Here is a 21,719-nt window from a genome sequence, read left to right as displayed (position 1 = left end):
CGCGCTGCCTACACTCGTGCGATGGCCAAGGAAAAAACCAACTACGTCTGCTCCGATTGCGGGGGCACCAGCGCCAAGTGGCTGGGCAAGTGCCCCAGCTGCGGCGCCTGGAACACGCTCGTCGAACAGGTCGCGCAGCCCGCGGGCGGCGCCGCCAACAACCGCTTCGGCACGCAATTCGCCGCGCTCGGCGGCACGGCCGAACTGGCGGTGCTGTCGGAGATCGAGGCGAGCGACGTCGACCGCACGCCCACCGGCATCGACGAGCTCGACCGCGTGCTCGGCGGCGGCATCGTGCCTGGCGGCGTCACGCTCATCGGCGGCGACCCGGGCATCGGCAAGTCGACGCTGCTGTTGCAGGCGGTCGATGCGCTGCAGCGCCAGGGGCAGAACGCGCTGTACGTGTCGGGCGAGGAGAGCGGTGCGCAGGTCGCGCTGCGCTCCCGCCGGCTCGGGCTGGAACGCTCGCAGGTGCAGGTGCTGCCCGAGATCCAGCTGGAGAAAATCATCGCCACGCTCGACGCGCATCGGCCGGCCATCGCGGTCATCGACTCGATCCAGACGGTGTATTCGGACCAGCTCACCTCCGCGCCCGGCTCGGTCGCGCAGGTGCGCGAATGCGCGGCGCACCTCACGCGCTTCGCCAAGGCGAGCGGCACGGCGATCGTGCTGGTCGGCCACGTCACCAAGGAAGGCGCGCTGGCCGGCCCGCGCGTGCTCGAGCACATGGTCGACACGGTGCTGTATTTCGAAGGCGACACGCATTCGAGCTTCCGACTGGTGCGGGCCATCAAGAACCGCTTCGGCGCGGTCAACGAGATCGGTGTGTTCGCCATGACCGAGCGCGGCCTCAAGGGCGTGAGCAACCCCAGCGCGATCTTCCTGAGCCAGCACAGCGAGCCGGTGCCCGGCAGCGTGGTCATGGTCACGCTCGAAGGCACGCGGCCGATGCTGGTCGAGATCCAGGCGCTGGTCGACAACGGCGGGCCGAGCCCGCGGCGCCTGTCGGTCGGCCTCGACCGCGACCGCCTCGCGATGCTGCTGGCGGTGCTGCACCGCCACGCCGGCGTGGCCTGCATGGACCAGGACGTGTTCGTCAATGCGGTGGGCGGCGTGCGCATCACCGAGCCCGCGGCCGACTTGGCGGTGATGCTCGCGATCACCTCGAGCCTGCGGGGCAAGCCGCTGCCCAAGGGCTTCATCGCCTTCGGCGAAGTCGGCCTGGCCGGCGAGGTGCGCCCCGCGCCGCGCGGCCAGGAGCGCCTGCGCGAGGCCGCCAAACTCGGCTTCAGCGTGGCCGTCGTCCCCAAGGCCAACGCGCCGAAGAAGGGCGCGAAGGAGATCGAGGGGCTGACGATCCATGCGGTCGAGCGCGTGGAAGAGGCGCTGGACATCGTGCGCCGGCTGGACTGAGTGTCCTGCCGCGCGCAGCGACAATGCGGCCCATGAATTTTCAGAAAGTCTTCGTACCGCTGGCCGGTCTGCTGCTGCTCGGCCTGTCGTACCGCAGCTTTGGCTGGAGCGGCGTCGCCGTGGCTTGCACCGGCATCGTGATGTTCCTGCTGCTGCATTTCACCCGCACGATGCAGGTACTCAAGCGCGCGGCCGATCGGCCGATCGGCTACGTGGCGAGCGCGGTGATGCTCAACGCCAAGCTCAAGCCGAACGTCACGCTGCTGCACGTCGTGGCCATGACGCGATCGCTCGGCGAGCTCAAGACGCCGAAGGACCAGCAGCCCGAGACCTACCGCTGGACCGATGGCGGCCAGTCGTACGTCGAGGCGGTGTTCCTCAACGGCAAGCTGCAGAGCTGGGCGATGACGCGGCCGCCGGCGGAGGCCGACGCCGCGCCTGCCGCATTGCAGGACGGCGGCGCGCCGCCTTCGGCCTAGAACGGCGCGTCTTCTTCGGCGTCGGCTTCGGCCGTCGTCGATACAACGGCTGCAGCAGGCTGGGACGGCTCGGCAACCGCCGCCGTGAACGCCGCCTCGCCACCCAGCGCATCGAGCAGCGCCGGCACCAGCTCGCCCAGTTCACCGGTGGCGATCGCCACGTCGGCATCGAAGTTGTCTTCCTTCTTGCCGTCCTTGGCGTCGTCCGTGCCTTCGAGGAACACGATCTTGCGCAGCTGCATCGTCTCGCTCAGCTCGAAGGACACGCGGTCTTCCCAGGTCATGGCCAGGCGCGTCGGGCGCTTGCCGGCGGCGATGTGCTGCTTCACTTCCTCGATGTCGAGCGCGTGCTTGGCGTAGCGCACCACCGACTTCGATTCGTCGGTGGCTTTCAGCTCGCACTCGCGGTCGATGGTGAAGCCGGCGGGTGGCTCCTGGCTCGACAGCCAGCCCGACATGGCGGTGGCCGGTTCGATGTGCGTGTTGACCTGCGTCACGGCGAAGCCCTCGAACGACTTCACCAGGCTGGTCACCACCTCGTCGGCACGCGCCGCGTTGGTGGCATTGATCACCAGCCGGTGTTCCTTGGGGTCGATCCACACGGCCACGCGCGCATGCCGCGTGAAGGCCATCGGCAGCAGCTCCTGCGTGATGTCTTCCTTCAGGTCGCGCTTTTCCTTCTTGCCCGGCTTGCGGCCGGTGGTCGCCTCGATCTGCGCGCAGCGCTCGTCGACCTTGCGGCGCACCACGGAGCCGGGCAGCGTCTTGGCCTCGATCATGAATTCGAGCACCCACTGGCCGCCGACGGATTCGACCAGCGGGCCGTGGTCCTGGCCGCGCGGCTCGGTCCAGCCGGTGGACTTCTCCTGCGACGGGGTGCAGGGCACGAAACGGAACTTGTCCAGCGCGGCTTCGGCCTCGGTCAGCGATGGCGACCAGCCGCCTTCGATGCGGTAGACGATGACGTTCTTGAATACGGACACGGAATCCCTTTACTGACGGATTGGCAAAGCCGGCCATTGTCGCGGGACCGGCCGCGCCCGCCGCCGTAAAATCGAAAGCTTTTGCGACATCTCCCCCCGGAGGTGCCCTTTCCCCCAGAAGGACAAACAACATGAGCGTGCTCCCCCCCTCGCTGGACGACCGCGACGGCAAGATCTGGATGGACGGCCAGCTGGTCGACTGGCGCGATGCCAAGATCCACGTGCTGTCCCACACCCTGCATTACGGCTGCGGCGCGTTCGAGGGCGTGCGCGCGTACAAGACGGTCGACGGCACGGCGATCTTTCGCCTGCAGGAGCACACCGACCGCCTCTTCAACAGCGCCAAGATCCTGCGCATGACGCTGCCCTTCACCCGGGAAGAGCTCAACGAGGCCCAGAAACAGGTGGTGCGCGAGAACCAGCTCGAGAGCTGCTACCTGCGCCCGCTGGTGTGGATCGGCTCCGAGAAGCTGGGCGTCAACCCGCGCGGCAACCGCATCCACGCCATGGTCGCGGCCTGGGCCTGGGGCGCCTACCTCGGCGAAGAGGGCATGAAGCGCGGCATCCGCGTGAAGACCTCGAGCTACACGCGCCACCACGTCAACATCACGATGACGCAGGCCAAGGCCGTCAGCAACTACAGCAACTCGATCCTCGCCAACATGGAAGCGCTGGACGACGGCTACGACGAGGCGCTGCTGCTCGACGCGAGCGGCTTCGTCTCCGAAGGCGCCGGCGAGAACGTGTTCGTGGTGAAGGACGGCGTGGTCTACACGCCCGACCTGTCGGCCGGTGCCCTCAACGGCATCACCCGCAACACCATCCTGCACATCTGCAAGGACCTGGGGCTCGAGCTCGTGCAGAAGCGCATCACGCGCGACGAGGTCTACATCGCCGACGAAGCCTTCTTCACCGGCACCGCCGCCGAAGTGACGCCCATCCGCGAACTCGACCGCGTCGAGATCGGCAACCGCGGCGACGGCGGCTCGCGCGGCCCCGTCACCGAAAAGATCCAGGCCGCGTTCTTCGACATCGTGAACGGCAAGAACCCCAAGTACGCCCACTGGCTCACGAAAGTCTGATCATGGCCACCACCCAAGCAGCCGTCGAATTGCTCGCCGCCGACCTGAACCACCAGGGCGGTGTGTTCTGCCCGAATCCCAAGGCGGACATGAAGCTCTGGAACAGCCACCCGAAGGTCTACCTCGACGTGGCCCGCAGCGGCGAGGCCAAGTGCCCGTACTGCGGCACGGTCTACCGGCTCAAGGCCGGCGAGACGGTCGGCCACGGTCACTGAGCCGGCCCGCGTGTCCGAAGCGGCCGGCGCCCGCCCCACGCTGACCATCGGCGTGCTCGCGAAGAACGAGGCGCACCGCATCGACGCCTGCCTGCGCAGCGCCGCCTTCGCCGATCAGCTGCTGGTGGTCGACAGCGGCAGCACCGACGACACGGTGGCCCGCGCCGAGGCGGCCGGCGCCACGGTCGTCACCTACGCCGACTGGCAGGGCTTCGGCGTGCAACGCACGCGCTTGCTTGCGCACGCGACGGGTGACTACCTCTTCTTTCTCGATGCCGACGAGACGATCACACCCGCGCTGCAAGCCGAATTGCAGGCCGTTGTCGCCTCGGGGGCGGTGGGTGTGTGGTGCGTGCGCTGGCGGCTGGTCGCCTTCGGGCAGGAGCTGAAGTACTTCCGCTCCCAGGCCAAACCGGAGCGGCTGTTCAGGCGCTCCACGCTGCTGAGCTACGAAGGCGTGGTGCACGAAGAAGCCAAGCTCAGCGAGCCCGGGCTTCCTCGTCATGTGTTCCGGAGCCCGCTGCTGCACCATTCGCGCGAGACGGTGCGCAGCAGCCTCGTGAAGCTCACGCAGTACACCATGCTCGGCGCCGCCAAGCGGGCCCAGCGCGGCAAGCGCGGCGGCGTGCTGCGCGGGCTGGCCTCGGGGCTGTCGATGTTCGTGCGGCTCTACGTGCTGCACCTGGGCTTCCTGTGCGGTGCCGCGGGCTTTCTGTACTGCGTCTTCGTGTCGCTGGAGAGCTTCTTCCGCTATGCCGCGATGCGCTTCGATCGCGACCAGCTGACCCAGACCGAAGGCCGCTGAACGGCGTTGACGGCGTTGACGGCGTTATCGGTTACTTGCGCCCGGACGGCGCGAAGGCCGAGGCCCAGGCCGAACAGCTCCAGGCGGCCCACTTCAACGCATGCTTGGGCTGCAGCAGCAGGCCGTAGAGCACCGCTGCCGGCGGCCCCCCCACCATCGTCTTGAGCAGATAGCGCCAGGCGGCACCGGCGCCCAGGTACTTGCGGATGGCCAGGTGGCGGGAGCGCGCGTAGTGGTAGTGCTTGCGAAAGCTGGTCTTCCAGCTGGGCGTGGACGACGCGCCGCCGATGTGCTGCGCATTGGCTGCCGGTTCGAACAGGCAGTCGAAGCCCGCCAGGCGAAGCCGCAGGCACAGGTCGTCGTCTTCGTAGTAGAGGAAGAAGCGTTCGTCGAAGCCGCCGATGGCGTTGTAAGCCTCCGTGCGCACCAGCAGGCAGCAGCCATGCAGCCACTTGGCGGAACAGGTGCCGTCGGGCACGCGGTAGGGCGAGCGCAGCCGGGGCTCGTAGAAGGCCTGGCGAAAGCACATCTGCGCGCTGCCGTCGGCCAGCCAGCTCTGCGGCGCCACCACACCGGCCGTGGTGTAGCGCTGCAGCGTGGCGAGCAGCGTGAGCAGGTCGGGCACGTCCAGGGAACAGTCTGGGTTGAGCAGCAGTGCGTAGGGCGTGCGCACATGGCGCATCGCGTCGTTGTTGCCGGTGCCGAAGCCGCCGTTCTCGGCGCGTTCGACCAGCGTGGCGTGCGGCAGGTGTCGTCGCACGGCGTCGACCGTGCCGTCGCCGCTGGCGTTGTCGACGATCACCACCTGCTGGAACGGTGCCAGCACCGAGGCCAGGTGCTCGACGAGGGCGTGGCTCTTGTAGGTCACGCAGACGACGGTGACGAGGTCCGTGTCGATGCTCATGGTTCGATGCGGGCGGCGCGGGCAGGCTGCTTCATCGTCGGCGCGAGTGGAATGCAGGCGAGCAGCAGGATGAAGACGTGCCGGTGCGTGAAGTCGGCCCAGAGCCCGTTGGCGAGCCCGGCCGTGACGTAGATCAGCAGGATGCCGGCGTAGATGTCGCGGTAGGGCGCGTCCAGCCGGCGGATGTAGCGCGCCAGCGCCACCAGCAGCGCCAGGTAGACGAGCAGGCCCACGGTGCCTTGCTCGGTCCAGATCAGCAGCATCTCCTGGTGCGGGTGGCCCATCAGGAACGCGTCGAACTGCGGCAGGTTCTCGATGGCCTTGCGGTAGAGCGGCTGCCATTGGCCCAGGCCGTGACCGAAGACAGGGGCGTCCTGGATAAGCGGCAGGGTGCGGCGCCAGAGCTCGAGCCGGATGCCCATCGAGGTCGGCTCGCGCTGAGCCGCATAGCGCGTGACCTCCTGCGTGACCGACTGCAGCAAGCGTTCGCGCACCGGCTGCACCGCCCACGAGAGCGCGGCGATGGCCACCAGCAGCGCGCCCGTCGCGGCAACGGCGCGCCACCCGGCGCCCCGCCGTCCGAACAGGCGCCATGCCCAGTAGACGATCAGCGGCACCAGCGTGATGTAGGTGGTGCGGCTCTTGAGGATGAACACCACGTTGACGAGCGTCAGCAGCGCCAACGCACAGGCGAGCATCCTTTGCTTCGGCCGCTGTGCGACCAGGGCGACGGCCACCGCCATCGACGCCAGCATGAGGAAGCCCAGGCCCTGCTGCGTGTATTCCTTGAAGACGGTGTTGCGCATGGCAGGCAACGCCAGGGCCACCTCGCGCTGCGGGAAGATGCCGAGAAACTGGCCGCACGAGATCAGCAGCACCAAGGCCACCGCCGCCGCGAAGGCGACCAGACCGCGCCGGCGCCAGGCCGTGTCGGTGAGCAGGGTGCCGAGAATGAGCGGATAGCACAGTGCCCAGATTGGTGTACCGGTGAGCAGGCTGGCATGCCCCGCAGCCCAGGCGTGCACGCCGCTGAGCACCATCACGCCCCACCACGCCAGCGCGCCGATGACGACCGGGTGCCGTGCCGAGGCGATCCAGCGCTCGCGCGTCTGGCTGCCGAGCAGCGCGCAGACCAGGCTCAGGGCCAGGAGGATGTTGGTCGCCGGCTTGTTGAGGGAGACGGCGAAAAGACTCAGGACCGCGAACCAGCGACCCGAAACGAGCAGCGCATCGCGGGCGGCATCCACCCATCGGGTGGGCGTGGAGGTCATGGGAGGCGGTGGCGAGGGCAAGGACATGCCGCGGGGCGCGCCCGATGCGTGTCGGGCCAGATCGTTGGGGCATTCGATCTTAGCCCGCGCCCGGACGGCGTTTGCGGCGCCCCGGCCGCGCGCGGCATTCAAGTCCGCGGCAGTTCGATCACGAAGCTCGCGCCGCCGCCGGGCCGGTCCTCGCAGCGCACGCTGCCACCATGCCGCTCGGCGATCGACTTGACCAGCGCCAGGCCCAGGCCCACGCCGCCTTCGCGCTCGCTCGCGCCCGGCAGCCGGTAGAAGGGCTCGAAGATGCGCTCGCGCAGCGCCACGGGCACGCCCGGGCCGCGGTCGTCGACGCGCACGCGCGCCCAGCGCCCGTCGGCTTCCAGGCGCAGCTCGATCGTGCCGGCCCCGTAGCGGCGCGCGTTCTCCAGCAGGTTGCGGATCGCGCGGCGCAGCAGGCGCGACACGCCCTGCACCTGCAGCGCCGTGCTGTCGGTGCCTTCGGCCAGGTCGAGCTCGGCACCGGCACGCGCGCTTTCCTCGGCGGCCAGGCCGATCAGGTCGACCGTCTCGATCGTGCCCAGGTCGGCCTCGCTGGCATCGAGCCGGCTCGACAGCAGGATTTCGTCGATCAGTTGGTCGAGCTCGCCGATGTTGCGCGAGATCTCCTCGCGCGCCGTCGGGCTCGGGCGCTCGCCCATCAGCTCGAGCCCCATGCGGATGCGTGTGAGCGGCGAACGCAGTTCGTGGGAGGCATTCGCCAGCAGCGACTTGTGCGAGCGCACCAGCGTCTCGACGCGCGCGGCTGCCGAATTGAAGCGGATCGACAGGTCGGCCACCTCGTCCTGCCCGTCCTCGGGCACGCGCGCCGACAGGTCGCCGTCGCCCCATCGCTGCACGCCGCGCTGCAGCGTCTCCAGGCGCTGCGTCAGGCGCCGCACGATCGGGAACAGGCCGATGGCCGTGGCCAGGCCGACCAGGCCCAGCAGCCAGAAGAAGCCGGTCTGTGGGCGCACCCACGGCGGTGGCCCGCCTTGCCGGTCCTGGCGCGGGCCGAACTGCATCTGGAACACCTGGCCGTCCTTGAGCGAAATGGTGAACTCCAGCCCCTCGCCGGGGCGGCTGGTGCGCAGCGATGTGCCGGTACCGATCACGCGGTCCTGCGTGTCGCGCAGCACCACCTCGCGCGGCAGCGGCGCCGTGCGCTGCTCGTCGGCGATCTGCCACGCCCAGCCGGCCGCCAGGGTGACCACGGCCACGCCGGCCAGCACCGCCAGCCAGATGCGGACGTAGAGATGGCGCGTGAACAGCTGGATCATTGCTTCGCTCCGCCTCTCAGTTTCCCACCACGCTGCGCGTGACCCGCAACCGACAAAACCGGCGCAGCCCAAAGTCAGGGCACCCGCGGAACTGGCTCCGCCAGGCCGCTGGGTGCGCCCCCTTGAGGGGGAAGCGCCGCAGGCGCATCGGGGGTGGTTTCATTTCAGTCCTGCTGCTTGGCGAAGACGTAGCCCACGCCGCGCACGGTGAGGATGCGCTTGGGGTTCTTGGCGTCGGCCTCGATGGCGGCGCGGATGCGGCCCATGTGCACGTCGATCGAGCGGTCGAAGGCCTCGAGCTCGCGGCCGCGCACCGCTTCCATGATCTGGTCCCGCGTGAGCACGCGGCCGGCACGCTCGGCCATGGCGACGAGTAGGTCGAACTGGTAGGACGTGAGGTCGGCCAGCGCGCCGCTGACGGTGACGGCGCGCGCGTTGCGGTCGATCTCGAGCGTGCCGAAGCGCATCAGGGTCGCGGCCGCCGCCTCGCTGGTGTTGTCGCCGCGGCGGCGCAGCACGGCGCGGATGCGCGCCAGCAGTTCGCGCGGCTCGAAGGGCTTGGGCAGGTAGTCGTCGGCGCCGATCTCCAGGCCGATGATGCGGTCCATCGGGTCGCCCTTGGCCGTGAGCATCAGCACCGAGACCTTGGCCAGCGCACCGGGCAGGGCGCGGATGCGCCGGCAGACCTCCAGGCCGTCGATGTCCGGCAGCATCAGGTCGAGGATGACCAGGTCGGGCGCGTGCTGCTGCACCTGCTCGAGGCCGGCCTGGCCGTCGGCCGCGTGCGCGACGCCGAAACCCGACTTCGCCAGGTACTCGCTCACCATCTGTGCGAGGCGGGCGTCGTCTTCGATCATCAGGATCTGGGGAGTGCTCATTGCGGCCATGATGGGTCGGCGCCGCCAAGGCGGCTTGAATGCTCCGTAAAGTTAACGTAAATGGGTCGGTCCGGGCGTCCCATCGTCGCCGGTGGCAGCACCGGCGGCAATGGCTAAGCCGGTTCCGCCGCGCCCCCGGCCATCGCGTCGAACAGCATGGTGCATTCGATCGCCGAGTCCGCCGGCCAATGCTGGGCGAGCAGCGCGCACAGATCACCGTCGCCCAGTGCAGGGTCGCAAGCCAGCGCGCGTGCGTGGATCTCCAGCGCCAGTTGGCGCAGCAGCGCGACCGATGCATGGATGCGTTCGCTGAACTGCGCGTCGTCGAGCGTGTCGGTCAGGCTGCGGTTGAGTTCGGCGAACCAGGGCAGCGCGGCGTGGTCGAGCATCTGCGCCACGTTGCGCTTCTCGCTCGATGCCGACCAGGCGCGCAGCAGCGCCTGCACCGCGATGTTCAGCCGCTGGCAGTGCTGCAGTTCGTCCTTCAGGCTGCCGAGCAGGGCCAGGTCGGTCAGCCGATCGTGGAAGAAGATCTGCGAGAGCACGCCCCAGTAGTAGCTGTAGTCCCAGATGACCTTCACTGGCAGCACCTCGGGGTCGCCGAACAGGCCGTACTGGTCCTGGTAGAGCGCCAGGGTGCTCTCGTAGAACGAGTGGTAGATCTGGTCGTAGAGCTGCGCCCGCGCCTCCACCGAATGGCCGGCGCGGTCGTGGCCGATCAGGTCGGTGATGTAGGTGTTGGCGATGGCGATGAAGTCGCTGCCCGGCGAATAGAAGGGGTCGAGGAACAGGCCCGCCTCGCCGGTCAGCGCCCAGCGCTGGCCCGAGAACACCTGCTTGCAGCCGTACGAGAAGTTCTTGAAGAAGGCGAAGTCCTGCAGCAGGTGGCGCTTGCCGTCGAGTTCGTCGAACAGGCGCGGCTGGTACTGCGCGAACCAGTCCATCGCCTTCTCGAAGCTGTCCATGATGTCGAGCGCGTGGTAGCGCGGGTCGGCCACGATGCCCACCGAGTGCGAGCCCGAGGCCAGCGGAATCAGCCACACCCAGTAGCCCGCGCCGACCAGGTGATTGGTCGACAGCCAGCGCGCCTGCGGGTCGCAGCGGGCGCGCCATTCGGGGTCGTCGCTCCAGTCGTCGAGCGTGATGCGCTCGCCGATGCGGAACCACACCGCATGGGCTTCGTGCGCGTTCGGTTCGGCCAGGCCCAGCTTGCGCTTGAGCAGGCCGGCGCGGCCGCAGGCGTCGACGATCCAGCGCGCGGCGATGACGTTCGTCTGCCCGTCCTGCGTCCAGCTCAGGCGGTGCAGGCCCTGCGCGTCGTCGGCCAGGTCGATCTGCCGCACCATCGCGTGGTCGGTGAACTTCACGCCGCGGCGCGCGGCCTCCTCGCCCAGGTAGTTCTCGAAGATGCCGCGGTCGATCTGGTAGCTGGGCACCGACAGGAAGCGGCTGGCGCCGATTTCGGTGACCTGGTCGATGTCGCGCCGGCCTTCGCTGAAGAAGAAGCGGAAGCCGAACTTGCGCAGCTGCTCGCCGTGCATGTGCGGCTTAAGGCCCAGCACCGTGTCGAAGTAGTGGGCACCGATCTCCACCGACGACTCGCCCACCTTGTGCGCCGCATGCGGCACCGGGTGGGCGCGGCGCTCGAGCACCAGCACGTCGATGTCGGGGAAACGCTTCTTCAGCTGCAGGGCCAGGGTGAGCCCGGCCAGGCCGCCGCCCATGATCACCACGTCGTGCCGTTGTTCGTGCGCTGTCGTGGCGATCGTCATCGGCATCAGCCTTGCGTGAGTTGGAGTTGCAGCGAGAGGCGTGCCGACAGCGGCATGGCGAGCGTCTCGGCGCCGCCCGCGGCCAGCGCCTCGAACAGCGGCAGCGCGTCGGCCATGGCATTGGTGGCCAGCGCCTGCGCGGCCTCCGAGCGCGGCGCGATCGGGTGCGACGGCCCCGCCACGAGCGACCAGTCGAAGGCCGCCACGGTGCGGTCGGTGCGCTGCGGCGCGATCACCAGCGCCACCGCCAGCAGGCCGCGGCTGGTCGTGACCGACGCGAGCGCGCCGACGGCCGGCATGTCGTAGCCCACCAGCAGCACCGGCTGGTCGTCGGCCGCGCACTGCGCCGCCGCTTCGAGCAGCGCCGACGCGAAGGTCGTCTCGTAGGCCGCGACCGAGTTGCTCGCCGCCATGCAGCCCACGCCGATCGTCCAGTAGCCCACGGCGGCGTTGTGCACCGAGTTGTGGAACTTGATCGGCGAGAGCACCGTCGGGTCGCTGGCCAGCACGCCGCACATGTAGTCGTTGATGCCCAGGTCGCCGTGCGCCGACGCGAAGATGCAGGGCAGGTCCTTGGCGTCGCGGCCCGAGGCGGCGATGGCGTTGGCCGCCACCTCGAGCGCCAGTGCCACGGTGTCGGGCGCGCGACGTCGCTCGGCCGGGGCCAGCACCTGCGGGGAGGGCCGCTTGGCCGGCGGGTCGATCGGCGCGCCGGTGCCGGTGAAGGCGGCGCGGGCGATGTCCCAGCCGGGCAGCGTTGGCGCCCAGAAGGCCGGGCCTTCGATGTACAGCGTCGGTGTCTTCACGATCGCGCTCATGCCTGCACTCCCTTGCCGAAGACCAGTGAGCAGTTGTTGCCGCCGAAGCCGAAGGAGTTGGACAGCGCCACCTTCACGTCGCCGCGCGCGGGTTCGAGCTTGATCTGCGGGCCGCAGTCGGTGTCGAGCTGCGTGGTGTTCACGGTGCCCGGCATCAGGCCGGTCTCCAGCGACAGCAGGCTGATGGCTGCCTCGACGATGCCCGCCGCGCCGAGCGTGTGGCCGGTGAAGCCCTTGGTCGAGCTGGCGTGTGTGCTTTCGGGGAAGCGCCGGGTGACCAGTGCGCCTTCGACCTCGTCGTTCTTGGTGCTGGCCGTGCCGTGCATGTTGATGTAGTCGACCGCCTCCGCCGTCAGGCCGGCGCGGGCCAGCGCGTCGTCGAGTGCGCGCTCGGCGCCCAGGCCCTGCGGGTGCGGCGTCGACATGTGGTGCGCGTCGCTCGCCTCGCCGTAGCCCAGCAGGTAGAGCCCGTCGGCCGTGGTGGCCTCGGCACGCTCCACCAGCGCGAAGCCTGCGGCCTCGCCCAGGCTGATGCCGTCGCGCGTCGCGTCGAAGGGCTTGCACGGCTGGGGCGACACCAGCTCCAGCGAATTGAAGCCATACAGCACGCTGCCGCAGAGCGTGTCGACGCCGCCGACCACGGCCGCGTCGATCAGGCCCAGCCGGATCAGCCGCTCGGCCGACGCGAAGACCTTGCCGCTCGACGAGCAGGCGGTCGAGATCGTCTCCGACGGGCCATCCAGCCCCAGCGCCGCCTGCACGAACATCCCCAGCGAGTGCGGCGTGTGCACCAGCGGGCGCGCCTGCGTGGGCGGGAAGGCGCCCTCGGCCGTGAGCTGCGTGTAGGCGTCCTCGGTCTCGCCGATGCTGGACGTCGAGGTGCCGAGGATCACCGCGATGCGCGATGGCCCGTATTTGGCGCGTGCCGTCGCCACCGCGTCCATGAAGCCGTCGGCCTGCAGGCCCATCCAGGCCAGCCGGTTGTTGCGGCAGTCCCAGGCGGCCAGCGACTCGGGCAGGCGCACGTCCTCCACGCCCGCCACCCGGCCGATCCAGGTCGGCAGGCGCGCGCCGCCGGCGGGCACCTCGCCGAAGTCGTTGGCCCGCAGGCCGCTGCGAGAGGTTTCGAGGGCGTCGAGCAGCGACGCCTTGCCCACGCCGACGGCCGAAGTCGCGGTGTAGGCGCTGATCTGGAGGGGAGGGATGCGGGACGGCACGATGGTGGTCGGGAAGTGGCGAAGCGCGAACAATGCCACAGACTAGCAGCGGGCCGGGCACTCGCGCGTCGGCCGGCACCCCGTGCCGGGGGTATTCAGCCGGCGTCGCTGCGCTGCAGGCGCGCGGCCAGGCTGACCAGGACCAGCACGGGCACCCCCAGCACCGCCGTGCCCACGAAGAAGGGCACGTAGCCGTAGGCGTCGACGAACACGCCCGAGTAGCCCGCCAGGAACTTGGGCAGCAGCAGCATCAGCGAGCTGAACAGCGCGTACTGCGTGGCCGAGTAGCTGATGTTGGTCAGGCTCGACAGGTAGGCGATGAAGGCGGCCGACGCGATGCCGCCGGCCAGGTTGTCGGCCGACACCACCAGCACCAGCATCGTCATGTCGTGGCCGTGGGCGGCCAGCCAGGCGAACAGCAGGTTGCTCGCCGCGCTGAGCACCGCGCCCAGCATCAGCACGCGCATCACGCCCAGGCGCATCGACAGGATGCCGCCCACGAAGGCGCCGACCAGCGTCATCACCACGCCGAACACCTTGCTGACCGCCGCCACCTCTTCCTTGCTGAAGCCCATGTCGACGTAGAAGGGGTTGGCCATGATGCCCATCACCACGTCGCTGATGCGGTAGATGGCGATCAGCGACAGGATCAGCACCGCCTGCCACTTGTAGCGACGGATGAAGTCGGCAAAGGGCTCGACCAGCACGTTCTGCAGCCACTCGGCGGCGTTGCGCGCCCGCGGCATCACCCGCTGGGCGGGCTCGGACGACAGCAGCACCGTGACCACGCCGACCGCCATCGAGGCGGCCATCACCAGGTAGGCGGCCTTCCAGCCGGCGTTCTGGTAGCCGGCGGCGCCGGTGATCTCGGTCCACGCGGCGATCGACAGCACGCCGGCGCCGGCCCAGATCATCGCCAGGCGGTAGCCCGTCTGGTAGGCGGCGGCCAGCGCGGCCTGCTTGCGCGTCTCGGCCGATTCGATGCGGAAGGCGTCCAGCGCGATGTCCTGCGTGGCCGAGCCGAAGGCCACCAGCAGCGCGCCCCACACCAGCGGCGCCAGCCCGCCGCGCGGGTCGGCCATCGCCATGCCGACCAGCCCCCCGATCACCAGCGCCTGCGCCAGCAGCAGCCAGCTTCGGCGGCGGCCCATGCGCCGGGTGAGCAGCGGGATGGGCAGCCGGTCGACCAGCGGCGCCCAGGCCCACTTGAAGGCGTAGACCAGGCCGACCCAGCTCAGGTAGCCGATCTCGCTGCGCGCCACGCCGGCTTCGCGCAGCCGGAAGCTGAGCGTGCCCAGCACCAGCAGCAGCGGCAGGCCGGCCGAGAAGCCCAGCGCCAGCATGCGCAGCGTCGCGGGTTCGAGGTACACCTTGAGCGCGTCGCGCCAGGACAGCGGCGCTTCGGACAAAGGGGCGGGGGAGGCGTCGGCGGCCGAGGGTGGGGACATTGAAGGGGCGATCGGGGTGGCTGCTTATTATTCCCGCATGTGTTCACGCTGCGAGCTTCCCATCGGTCCCTGGCACGCGCGCCGGGCTTTCCTCGCCTTGGCGGGGGCCGCCGCCGTGACGCCCGCGTTGGCGCAGGTCGAGGTGGGCAAGGCCTCGGCCGCGCGCAACCTGGTGCCCGCCGACACCGTCGAGCAGGCCGGTGTGCAGCAGTACGACCAGCTGCTCCAGCAGGCCAAGGCCAAGGGCGCGCTCGCGCCCGCCGGCCACCCGCAGCTGCAGCGGCTGCGCACCATCTCCGCGCGGCTCATCCCCTTCGTCGGCCCGTGGAATCCGCGCGCCGCCCAGTGGAAGTGGCAGATCAACCTGATCGGCAGCCCCCAGATCAACGCCTTCTGCCTGCCCGGCGGCAAGATCGCCTTCTACACGGGCATCCTCGACCAGCTCAAGCTCAGCGACGACGAGGTCGCGATGGTCATGGGCCACGAGACGGCGCATGCCCTGCGCGAGCACGCCCGCGCGCGCCTCGCCAAGAGCGCGGGCACCGGTGCGGCACTGTCGATCACGGCGCAGCTGCTCGGGCTGGGCCAGGTCGGCGACATGGCGGCGCGCGCCGGCACGCAGCTGCTGTCGCTCAAGTTCAGCCGCGGCGACGAGACCGACGCCGACCTGGTCGGCCTCGAACTCGCGGCCCGCGCCGGCTACGACCCGCGTGCCTCCGTGTCACTCTGGCAGAAGATGGCCGCCGCCTCGAAGAACCAGGGCGGCCTGAGCTTCCTCTCGACCCACCCCAGCGGCACCGACCGCATCCGCATCCTCGAAGCCAACATCGGCAAGGTCGACGGGCTGTACCGGGCGGCGAAGCGCGGTTGAGCCCGCGCCCCATCTTTTCCTGACCCACCGAATCCAGGCTGCCGGGGCTTGCTAAGCCCCGGCAGGCGTTGGCACGCCACTTGCATCTCATCTTGTACACAAGACAGGATGCTTGATGATGGTGCATGCAAGGATTTCGCAGCCGACCGATGACGGGCAATCCGCCGACCCGGGTGTTGCCGACCCCGGTGCCGCCGCCTGGATCACGCGGATCGACCCGCCGATCACCGGGGCGCAAGCCAATGGCCCGCTGGCCGGGCTGCGCTTCGCGGTCAAGGACAACATCGACGTGGCCGGCCTGCCGACCACCGCCGCCTGCCCGGCCTTCGCCCGCGCGGCGGCCGCGCACGCCCAGGTGGTGCGGCGCCTGCTCGACGCCGGTGCGGTGCTGGTCGGCAAGACCAACCTCGACCAGTTCGCCTGCGGCTTGAACGGCACGCGCTCGCCCTACGGCGCGGTGCCCAACAGCTTCGATGCGCGCTACGTGTCGGGCGGCTCCAGCTCCGGTTCGGCGCGGGTGGTGGCCATGGGCGAGGTCGATTTCGCGCTGGGCACCGACACGGCGGGCTCCGGCCGCGTGCCGGCGGGGCTCAACAACATCGTGGGCCTCAAGCCGACCAAGGGCCTCCTCAGCACGCGCGGCGTGCTGCCGGCGGCGCAGAGCGTCGACTGCGTGTCGATCTTCGCGCGCACCGTGGAGCTGGCAGCGCGCGTTCTGAGCGTCGCCATGGGGTACGACGCGGCCGACCCCTATTCACGCGCGCTCACGCCCATCACAACGCCCTTGCCTGCCCGCCTGCGCATCGGCGTGCCGTCGCAGCTCGAGTTCTTCGGCGATGCCGACTCGGCCGCGGCCTTCGAGCGCTCGCTCGCCCAACTCGAAGCCCTGGGCGCCACGCGCGTGCCGATCGACTACGCCCCGCTGGCCGAAGCCGCGGCGCTGCTCTACGACAGTGCGCTGGTGGCCGAGCGCTACGCCGCGGTGCGTCCCTTCTTCGACGCACACGAGGCCGAGGTGATCGAGCCGGTGCGCAGCATCCTGGCGCGCGGCCGCCAGTACAGCGCGGCCGACTTCGTCGATGCACAGACCCAGTTGCGCGCCCTGGCGCAGCAGGCCGCGCCGATGTGGAAGCACATCGACATCCTGGTGGTGCCGACCTCGCCCACGCACTACACCATCGCCGCGATGCAGGCCGATCCGGTCGCGCTCAACCAGAACCTCGGCGCGTACACCAACTTCGTCAACCTGCTCGACTACGCGGCGCTCTCGGTGCCGACGTGCCTCCGCAGCGACGGCCTGCCCTTCGGCCTGACGCTGATCGGCCCGTGCGCCAGCGACTTCCAGCTGGCCGATCTGGGCCAGCGCCTGCACCACGCGACCGGGCTCACGCTCGGCGCGACCGGCGCGCCGATGCCGGCACCCGTCGCGCTGCCGCTGCTCAAGCCGGCCGCCACCGTGAAAGTGGCTGTCGTCGGCGCGCACCTCTCGGGCATGCCGCTCAACGGCCAGCTGACCGAGCGCGGCGCCACGCTGTTGTGTGAAACGAAAACCGCCCCGCAGTACCGCCTCTACGCGCTGCCCGGCACCGTGCCGCCCAAGCCCGGCATGGTGCGCGTGCCCGCGGGGGGCGCCGCGCTCATCGTCGAGGTGTGGGAGATGCCCGCCACCGCCTACGGTTCCTTCGTCGCACTCATTCCGGCGCCGTTGGGCATCGGCACGCTGACGCTTGACGACGGCAGCAGCGTGCAGGGCTTCGTCTGCGAATCGATTGCGCTCGACGGCGCGGAAGACATCACGCACCACGGCGGCTGGCGCCGCTACATCGCATCCCGCCAGGCGGCGCTCGCCTGAGCGCGGCCTCCTCTTTCTTCGCTTCAACCATTACGCAGGAGTCGGCCCATGGAATCCCCGAACAAGTCATTCGCAGCACGCGCGCCCCAGCCATCGCGCCGCCATGTGCTGCAGGCCGGTGCCGCCGGCATCGCTGCGCTGGCCGCGCCATCGCTGGTGCTGGCGCAGGCCACGAAGATCCGCATCGGCTTCTGGCCGGTGGCCGCGGGCCTGCCCTTCTTCGCGGCGGTCGACAAGGGCTACTTCAAGGAAGCGGGCCTCGACGTCGAGCCGCTCAAGTTCGCCGGCGCGCAGCAGGTGATGGAGGCGATGCTCTCGGGCCGCTCCGACGGCAGCTCGAACGGCACCGGCTCGGCCAACCTGGCCATCGGCGAGATCGCGCAGCCCGGCCTGTTCAAGATCTTCTGCACCAACCCGAGCAACGCCAAGTTCGTGCTCGACGAGTTCATCACCGCCAAGGACAGCCCCTTCAAGACCGTGGCCGACCTCAAGGGCAAGAAGGTCGCCTCGGGCCCCGGCATCCAGAACGTGACGCTGTGCAAGACCATGCTCGAGCGCGCCGGTGCCACCGGCGCCACGGTGACCGAACTGCCTATCGGCCAGCATGTCGCCGCGCTGGTGGCGGGCCAGGTCGACGCCTGCTACACGCTGGAGCCGACCGGCACCATCGGCCGCATGAACGGCACCACGCGCGTCATCGAAGCGGGTGTGGTCGCCAAGTACATCCTGGGCGACCCGATGGCCCCGTGGCATGGCGGCGCGGCCAGCCTCACGACCGAGTTCATCAAGAAGAACCCCGAGGTGGCGAAGAAGTTCATCGCGGCCTATGCACGCGGCGTCGAGCTGGTGCGCACACAACCCAACGACGCCCGCCAGTACATGAAGGGCTACACCGCCATCGAAGGCGCGCTCACCGCCGAAGTGCCGCTCGCGTCGTACATGCTCTACAACGAGTTCAAGCCGAGCGACGTCGCCTACTTCCAGAAGTTCTACGACCTGTTCACCGAGAAGGGCATCTTCGAGAAGAAGGTGCCGGTGGATGGGCTTCTGTACAAGGCCTGAGCCATGGCCGACACCTCCGTCGCGCCTGTCAGCGTCAGTTCTGGCGCCGCCCCCAAGCCCTGGTCACCGCCTGCGAACGGCGCGGCCAGCGCGGTGCCCAAGCCGCCGCTGTGGGACAAGCTGCTGCCCTTCATCGGGCCGGTCGTGCTCTTCATCGTCTGGGACCTGGTCGTGCGGCTCGGCTTCATCAAGCCGATCCTGCTGCCGGCGCCGGCGGATACCGTCACCACGCTGATCACCGGCCTGGCCGGCGGCCCGCTGCTCACCGACTTCGCGGTGACGGTGTGGCGCACGGTGCAGGCCTTCCTGATCGCGGCCGTCGTCGGCGTGCCGCTGGGCGTGCTGCTGGGCAGCAACGAGCGGGTCTACCGCAGCGTCGAATTCCTGATCGACTTCTTCCGCTCGACGCCATCGTCGGCCCTCATCCCGCTGTTCCTCTTGATCTTCGGCGTGTCGGACATCAACAAGATCGCCATCGCGGCCTTCGGCGCCTTCCTCATCGTGATCTTCAACAGCGCCTACGGCGTCATCAACGCGCGCAAGCAGCGGGTGATGGCCGCGAAGGTGATGGGCGCCTCGCGTTGGCAGGTGTTCAAGGACGTGCTGATCTGGGAAAGCCTGCAGCCGTCGTTCGTGGGCTTGCGCTCCGCGGTGTCGATGGCGCTGGTGATCGTGATCGTGGCCGAGATGTTCATCGGCTCCGACGCGGGCCTCGGCCACCGCATCATCGATGCGCAGCAGGTGCTCAACGTCAAGAGCATGTACGCGGCCATCCTCGCCGCGGGTGCGTTGGGCTATGCGCTCAACATCCTGTTCCTGGTCGCCGAACGCAAGATCGTTCACTGGAGTGGAAGATGAGCGCAGTCCTCAACGGCCCGGTGTACGCCGACGTGCCCACCCCCGCCTTCCAGCCCGGCCCGGCCGGCACGCACATCACGATCCGCGGCCTCACCAAGTACTTCGCGGGCTGGCCGCTGTACGAGAACTTCGACCTCGACATCCCCAAGCACAAGATCGTCTCGGTCTTCGGGCCGAACGGTTGCGGCAAGAGCACGCTGATCAACATGATCGCGGGGCTGATCCCCATCGATTCGGGCGAGATCCTGTTCGACGGCAAGTCGCTCAAGGACACGAAGATCGGCTACGTGTTCCAGAACTACCGCGAGGCGATGTTCCCGTGGATGCGCACCATCGACAACATCGCCTACCCGCTGCAGCTGGAGGGCAAGTCGAAGGCGGAGGTTGATCGCCGCATGGAAGAACTCGTCGCGTCCTTCGACGTCAAGTTCGACCTCAAGCGCTTTCCCTACGAACTCTCGGGCGGGCAGCAGCAGACCGCGTCGATCATGCGGGCGCTCGCACCCAACCCCGAGGTGCTGTTCCTCGACGAGCCCTTCTCGGCGCTCGACTTCGAGATGACGCTGTTCATCCGCGAGAAGCTGCAGGAGGTGTTCATCCAGACCGGCACCACCATGCTGCTGGTGTCGCACGACCTGGAAGAAGCCGTGTACCTGGCCGACGAGGTGCTGCTGCTGACCAAGCGACCGACCAAGGTCGCCGAAATCCTGAAGTACGACGACGCGCGTCCGCGCACGCTCGAAACGCTCAGCTCGGCCAGTTTCGTCGCGATGAAGAAGCTGAGCCTGGAGATCTTCCAGCGCGAAGTGCGCCGCTGATCACGCACACCGAAGGAGCCGCGATGACCCCCGCCCAGACCGAAGCCTATGTCGACGCGGCGGCTGCCGCGCTCGGACTGAACCTGCGGCCCGACCACCGCCCCGGCGTGCTGCGTTTCTTCGCACTGGCCGCCGAGATGGCGGCCGTGGTCGACGCGGTGCCGCTCGATCCGCATGCGGAATCCGCGGTGTCCTTCGTGCCGGTGAGCCCGAAGGAGAAGGACGCATGAACGCCGATGCCTTGATCCTGCAGGACGCTGCGGCGATGGCCGAGGCCGTGCGCAGCGGCGCGACCCGCGCCGTCGCGCTGGTGCAGGCCAGCCTCGACCGCATCGCGGTCACCGACGGCCGCGTCAACGCCTTCACCGACGTGGTGCGCGAACGCGCGCTGCGCCGTGCCGCGCAGGTCGATGCGTCGCTGGCCTCCTCGAACGGGCATCGCACCCGCGAGCTGCCGCTGCTCGGCGTGCCCTTCGCGGTGAAGAACCTGTTCGACATCGCCGGCCTGCAGACGTTGGCCGGCTCGAAGATCGAACGCGACAGCACGCCCGCCCGCAGCGATGCCGCGCTGGTGCGCCGGCTCGAAAGCGCTGGTGCTGTGCTGGTCGGCGCGCTCAACATGGACGAGTACGCCTACGGCTTCACCACCGAGAACAGCCACGTCGGCCCGGCCCACAACCCGCACGACCTGACGCGCATCGCAGGCGGTTCGTCGGGCGGTTCCGGCGCCGCGGTGGCGGCCGGCCAGGTGCCGCTCACGCTCGGCTCCGACACCAACGGATCCATCCGTGTGCCGGCCTCGCTGTGCGGCATCTTCGGGTTGAAACCGACCTTCGGCCGACTGCCGCGCACCGGCACCTACCCCTTCATCTCCAGCCTCGACCACCTCGGGCCGTTCGCGCGTTCGGTGCGCGACCTGGCGCTGGCCTATGACGCGATGCAGGGCCCCGAGACGCATGCACCGCTCGACCCGGGATGCGCGCAGCGCGCGGCCGAGCCGGTCGCGGCGCAGCTGTCGCACGGCACGCGTGGCCTGCGCATCGGCGTGCTGGGCGGCTATTTCCGCGAGCGGGCCCAGCCCGAGGCCCTGAGCGCGGTGGACCGCGTCGCCGAGGCCCTGGGCGCCAGCCAGGCCGTCGAACTGCCGATGGTCGAGGCCGGCCGCGCCGCCGCCTTCCTCATCACCAACGCCGAGGGCGCCGCGCTGCATCTGCACGACCTGCGCCAGCGCCCGCAGGATTTCGAGCCGCTGTCGCGCGACCGCTTCCTGGCGGGTGCGTTGATCCCGGCGGCGTGGGTGGCGCGTGCGCAGCGCGTGCGACGCCTCTACGCCGAGCAGGTGGCCAGGTTGTTCGAGCGCTTCGACATCCTGCTGGCGCCGTCGACGCCCTGCGCGGCGACGCCCCTCGGCGCAGAGTGGTTCGAGCTCAACGGCCAGCGCCTGCCGGTGCGCCCCAACATGGGCGTGCTGACCCAACCGATCTCGTGCATCGGGCTGCCTGTGTGCGCCGTTCCCGTGTGGGGCGCGCACGCGAGCCTGCCGATCGGCGTGCAGGTGATTGCTGCGCCTTGGCGTGAAGACCTGGTGTTGCGCGTGGCGGCTGCACTCGAGGCTGCCAACGTGGTCCAGGCGCCGGTCGCTGCGCTATGACTTTGCGTTGTCCGT

At 69.5% G+C, this 21,719-nt stretch carries 21 protein-coding genes; 12 read left to right on the top strand and 9 right to left on the bottom strand.

The annotated features are described in order from the left end of the window. Nucleotides 1–21: 21 nt before the first annotated feature. Both radA and N8A90_RS15525 read left to right on the top strand, forming a co-directional pair. Nucleotides 22–1,413, top strand: coding sequence for a DNA repair protein RadA (gene radA, locus N8A90_RS15530; RefSeq protein WP_262075844.1), 1,392 nt, complete (start codon nucleotides 22–24; stop codon nucleotides 1,411–1,413). A 23-nt stretch (nucleotides 1,414–1,436) separates the two neighbouring features. Continuing rightward, on the top strand, nucleotides 1,437–1,892 hold the full coding sequence (locus N8A90_RS15525) for a glycerate kinase (protein ID WP_262075843.1): 456 nt from the start codon (nucleotides 1,437–1,439) through the stop codon (nucleotides 1,890–1,892). Here the strand turns inward: N8A90_RS15525 and N8A90_RS15520 are convergent. Continuing rightward, on the bottom strand, nucleotides 1,889–2,875 hold the full coding sequence (locus N8A90_RS15520) for a recombination-associated protein RdgC (RefSeq protein WP_262075842.1): 987 nt from the start codon (nucleotides 2,873–2,875) through the stop codon (nucleotides 1,889–1,891). The two genes, N8A90_RS15525 and N8A90_RS15520, sit on opposite strands and share 4 nt — an antisense overlap. Nucleotides 2,876–3,006: 131 nt before the next feature. Here N8A90_RS15520 and N8A90_RS15515 point away from each other — a divergent pair, with 131 nt between their 5' ends. Genes N8A90_RS15515 through N8A90_RS15505 form a run of 3 tightly spaced genes read left to right on the top strand, consistent with a single transcriptional unit; the run spans nucleotide 3,007 to nucleotide 4,977 of the window. Next, a complete protein-coding gene (locus N8A90_RS15515; RefSeq protein WP_262075841.1) occupies nucleotides 3,007–3,957 on the top strand; it encodes a branched-chain amino acid transaminase in 951 nt (316 codons plus the stop codon). Nucleotides 3,958–3,959: 2 nt separating this feature from the next. Further along, nucleotides 3,960–4,172, top strand: a complete 213-nt coding sequence (locus N8A90_RS15510; protein WP_262075840.1) for a zinc-finger domain-containing protein — start codon at nucleotides 3,960–3,962, stop codon at nucleotides 4,170–4,172. A 10-nt stretch (nucleotides 4,173–4,182) separates the two neighbouring features. Continuing rightward, the gene (locus tag N8A90_RS15505; protein ID WP_262075839.1) at nucleotides 4,183–4,977 is read left to right on the top strand and encodes a glycosyltransferase family 2 protein; all 795 of its coding nucleotides are present in this window, start codon (nucleotides 4,183–4,185) and stop codon (nucleotides 4,975–4,977) included. 31 nt (nucleotides 4,978–5,008) lie between these two features. Here N8A90_RS15505 and N8A90_RS15500 read toward each other — a convergent pair whose 3' ends face one another. The 8 genes from N8A90_RS15500 to N8A90_RS15465 form a co-directional block, all read right to left on the bottom strand. Continuing rightward, nucleotides 5,009–5,881, bottom strand: a complete 873-nt coding sequence (locus tag N8A90_RS15500; protein ID WP_262075838.1) for a glycosyltransferase family 2 protein — start codon at nucleotides 5,879–5,881, stop codon at nucleotides 5,009–5,011. Next, nucleotides 5,878–7,152, bottom strand: a complete 1,275-nt coding sequence (locus N8A90_RS15495) for an O-antigen ligase family protein (protein WP_262075837.1) — start codon at nucleotides 7,150–7,152, stop codon at nucleotides 5,878–5,880. The genes N8A90_RS15500 and N8A90_RS15495 overlap by 4 nt, the downstream gene beginning before the upstream one ends. A gap of 128 nt (nucleotides 7,153–7,280) precedes the next feature. Further along, complete coding sequence (locus N8A90_RS15490; RefSeq protein WP_262075836.1) at nucleotides 7,281–8,459, bottom strand: ATP-binding protein; 1,179 nt, start codon at nucleotides 8,457–8,459, stop codon at nucleotides 7,281–7,283. 164 nt (nucleotides 8,460–8,623) lie between these two features. Further along, nucleotides 8,624–9,346: a response regulator transcription factor gene (locus N8A90_RS15485; RefSeq protein ID WP_262075835.1), complete on the bottom strand. Its 723-nt coding sequence runs from the start codon at nucleotides 9,344–9,346 to the stop codon at nucleotides 8,624–8,626. A 104-nt stretch (nucleotides 9,347–9,450) separates the two neighbouring features. Then, nucleotides 9,451–11,109: an NAD(P)/FAD-dependent oxidoreductase gene (locus N8A90_RS15480; RefSeq protein WP_262075834.1), complete on the bottom strand. Its 1,659-nt coding sequence runs from the start codon at nucleotides 11,107–11,109 to the stop codon at nucleotides 9,451–9,453. A 5-nt stretch (nucleotides 11,110–11,114) separates the two neighbouring features. Continuing rightward, entirely contained in the window at nucleotides 11,115–11,927 is an 813-nt protein-coding gene (locus tag N8A90_RS15475) for a beta-ketoacyl synthase chain length factor (RefSeq protein ID WP_262075833.1), read from the bottom strand. Next, nucleotides 11,924–13,144 (bottom strand): beta-ketoacyl-[acyl-carrier-protein] synthase family protein, encoded by a 1,221-nt coding sequence (locus tag N8A90_RS15470; RefSeq protein WP_262075832.1) that lies wholly within the window; start codon nucleotides 13,142–13,144, stop codon nucleotides 11,924–11,926. Before N8A90_RS15470 ends, N8A90_RS15475 begins: the two co-directional genes overlap by 4 nt. A 95-nt stretch (nucleotides 13,145–13,239) precedes the next feature. After that, entirely contained in the window at nucleotides 13,240–14,592 is a 1,353-nt protein-coding gene (locus N8A90_RS15465; protein WP_262075831.1) for an AmpG family muropeptide MFS transporter, read from the bottom strand. A gap of 37 nt (nucleotides 14,593–14,629) precedes the next feature. On the opposite strand from N8A90_RS15465, the gene N8A90_RS15460 reads away from it, so the two are divergent. From N8A90_RS15460 to N8A90_RS15430, 7 genes are all read left to right on the top strand, one after another. Beyond that, nucleotides 14,630–15,463 carry a M48 family metallopeptidase gene (locus tag N8A90_RS15460; RefSeq protein ID WP_262075830.1) on the top strand — a complete coding sequence of 278 codons (834 nt, stop codon included), beginning with the start codon at nucleotides 14,630–14,632 and terminating at the stop codon, nucleotides 15,461–15,463. Nucleotides 15,464–15,578: 115 nt separating this feature from the next. Further along, nucleotides 15,579–17,315 (top strand): allophanate hydrolase, encoded by a 1,737-nt coding sequence (gene atzF / locus N8A90_RS15455; protein ID WP_262075829.1) that lies wholly within the window; start codon nucleotides 15,579–15,581, stop codon nucleotides 17,313–17,315. A gap of 48 nt (nucleotides 17,316–17,363) precedes the next feature. Beyond that, the gene (locus N8A90_RS15450) at nucleotides 17,364–18,377 is read left to right on the top strand and encodes an ABC transporter substrate-binding protein (protein WP_262075828.1); all 1,014 of its coding nucleotides are present in this window, start codon (nucleotides 17,364–17,366) and stop codon (nucleotides 18,375–18,377) included. Between the two features lie 3 nt (nucleotides 18,378–18,380). Continuing rightward, complete coding sequence (locus tag N8A90_RS15445; RefSeq protein ID WP_262075827.1) at nucleotides 18,381–19,235, top strand: ABC transporter permease; 855 nt, start codon at nucleotides 18,381–18,383, stop codon at nucleotides 19,233–19,235. After that, the gene (locus tag N8A90_RS15440) at nucleotides 19,232–20,053 is read left to right on the top strand and encodes an ABC transporter ATP-binding protein (protein WP_262075826.1); all 822 of its coding nucleotides are present in this window, start codon (nucleotides 19,232–19,234) and stop codon (nucleotides 20,051–20,053) included. The genes N8A90_RS15445 and N8A90_RS15440 overlap by 4 nt, the downstream gene beginning before the upstream one ends. Before the next feature lie 23 nt (nucleotides 20,054–20,076). After that, entirely contained in the window at nucleotides 20,077–20,283 is a 207-nt protein-coding gene (locus tag N8A90_RS15435) for a DUF4089 domain-containing protein (RefSeq protein ID WP_262075825.1), read from the top strand. Then, nucleotides 20,280–21,704 (top strand): AtzE family amidohydrolase, encoded by a 1,425-nt coding sequence (locus tag N8A90_RS15430; RefSeq protein WP_262075824.1) that lies wholly within the window; start codon nucleotides 20,280–20,282, stop codon nucleotides 21,702–21,704. The genes N8A90_RS15435 and N8A90_RS15430 overlap by 4 nt, the downstream gene beginning before the upstream one ends. The last annotated feature ends 15 nt before the right edge of the window (nucleotides 21,705–21,719 follow it).

The organism is Variovorax sp. N23, assembly GCF_025486315.1.
Lineage (GTDB): Bacteria > Pseudomonadota > Gammaproteobacteria > Burkholderiales > Burkholderiaceae_C > Variovorax.
This window is presented reverse-complemented; position numbering and strand designations above follow the sequence as displayed.

What these genes read in the sequence shown, in the direction of transcription:
- radA (WP_262075844.1), top strand. Translation starts at nt 22, where the DNA reads ATGGCCAAGGAAAAAACCAACTACGTCTGCTCCGATTGCGGGGGCACC.
- N8A90_RS15525 (WP_262075843.1), top strand. Translation starts at nt 1,437, where the DNA reads ATGCGGCCCATGAATTTTCAGAAAGTCTTCGTACCGCTGGCCGGTCTG.
- N8A90_RS15515 (WP_262075841.1), top strand. Translation starts at nt 3,007, where the DNA reads ATGAGCGTGCTCCCCCCCTCGCTGGACGACCGCGACGGCAAGATCTGG.
- N8A90_RS15510 (WP_262075840.1), top strand. Translation starts at nt 3,960, where the DNA reads ATGGCCACCACCCAAGCAGCCGTCGAATTGCTCGCCGCCGACCTGAAC.
- N8A90_RS15500 (WP_262075838.1), bottom strand. Translation starts at nt 5,881, where the DNA reads ATGAGCATCGACACGGACCTCGTCACCGTCGTCTGCGTGACCTACAAG.
- N8A90_RS15495 (WP_262075837.1), bottom strand. Translation starts at nt 7,152, where the DNA reads ATGACCTCCACGCCCACCCGATGGGTGGATGCCGCCCGCGATGCGCTG.
- N8A90_RS15490 (WP_262075836.1), bottom strand. Translation starts at nt 8,459, where the DNA reads ATGATCCAGCTGTTCACGCGCCATCTCTACGTCCGCATCTGGCTGGCG.
- N8A90_RS15485 (WP_262075835.1), bottom strand. Translation starts at nt 9,346, where the DNA reads ATGGCCGCAATGAGCACTCCCCAGATCCTGATGATCGAAGACGACGCC.
- N8A90_RS15480 (WP_262075834.1), bottom strand. Translation starts at nt 11,109, where the DNA reads ATGACGATCGCCACGACAGCGCACGAACAACGGCACGACGTGGTGATC.
- N8A90_RS15475 (WP_262075833.1), bottom strand. Translation starts at nt 11,927, where the DNA reads ATGAGCGCGATCGTGAAGACACCGACGCTGTACATCGAAGGCCCGGCC.
- N8A90_RS15465 (WP_262075831.1), bottom strand. Translation starts at nt 14,592, where the DNA reads ATGTCCCCACCCTCGGCCGCCGACGCCTCCCCCGCCCCTTTGTCCGAA.
- N8A90_RS15460 (WP_262075830.1), top strand. Translation starts at nt 14,630, where the DNA reads ATGTGTTCACGCTGCGAGCTTCCCATCGGTCCCTGGCACGCGCGCCGG.
- atzF (WP_262075829.1), top strand. Translation starts at nt 15,579, where the DNA reads ATGATGGTGCATGCAAGGATTTCGCAGCCGACCGATGACGGGCAATCC.
- N8A90_RS15450 (WP_262075828.1), top strand. Translation starts at nt 17,364, where the DNA reads ATGGAATCCCCGAACAAGTCATTCGCAGCACGCGCGCCCCAGCCATCG.
- N8A90_RS15445 (WP_262075827.1), top strand. Translation starts at nt 18,381, where the DNA reads ATGGCCGACACCTCCGTCGCGCCTGTCAGCGTCAGTTCTGGCGCCGCC.
- N8A90_RS15440 (WP_262075826.1), top strand. Translation starts at nt 19,232, where the DNA reads ATGAGCGCAGTCCTCAACGGCCCGGTGTACGCCGACGTGCCCACCCCC.
- N8A90_RS15435 (WP_262075825.1), top strand. Translation starts at nt 20,077, where the DNA reads ATGACCCCCGCCCAGACCGAAGCCTATGTCGACGCGGCGGCTGCCGCG.
- N8A90_RS15430 (WP_262075824.1), top strand. Translation starts at nt 20,280, where the DNA reads ATGAACGCCGATGCCTTGATCCTGCAGGACGCTGCGGCGATGGCCGAG.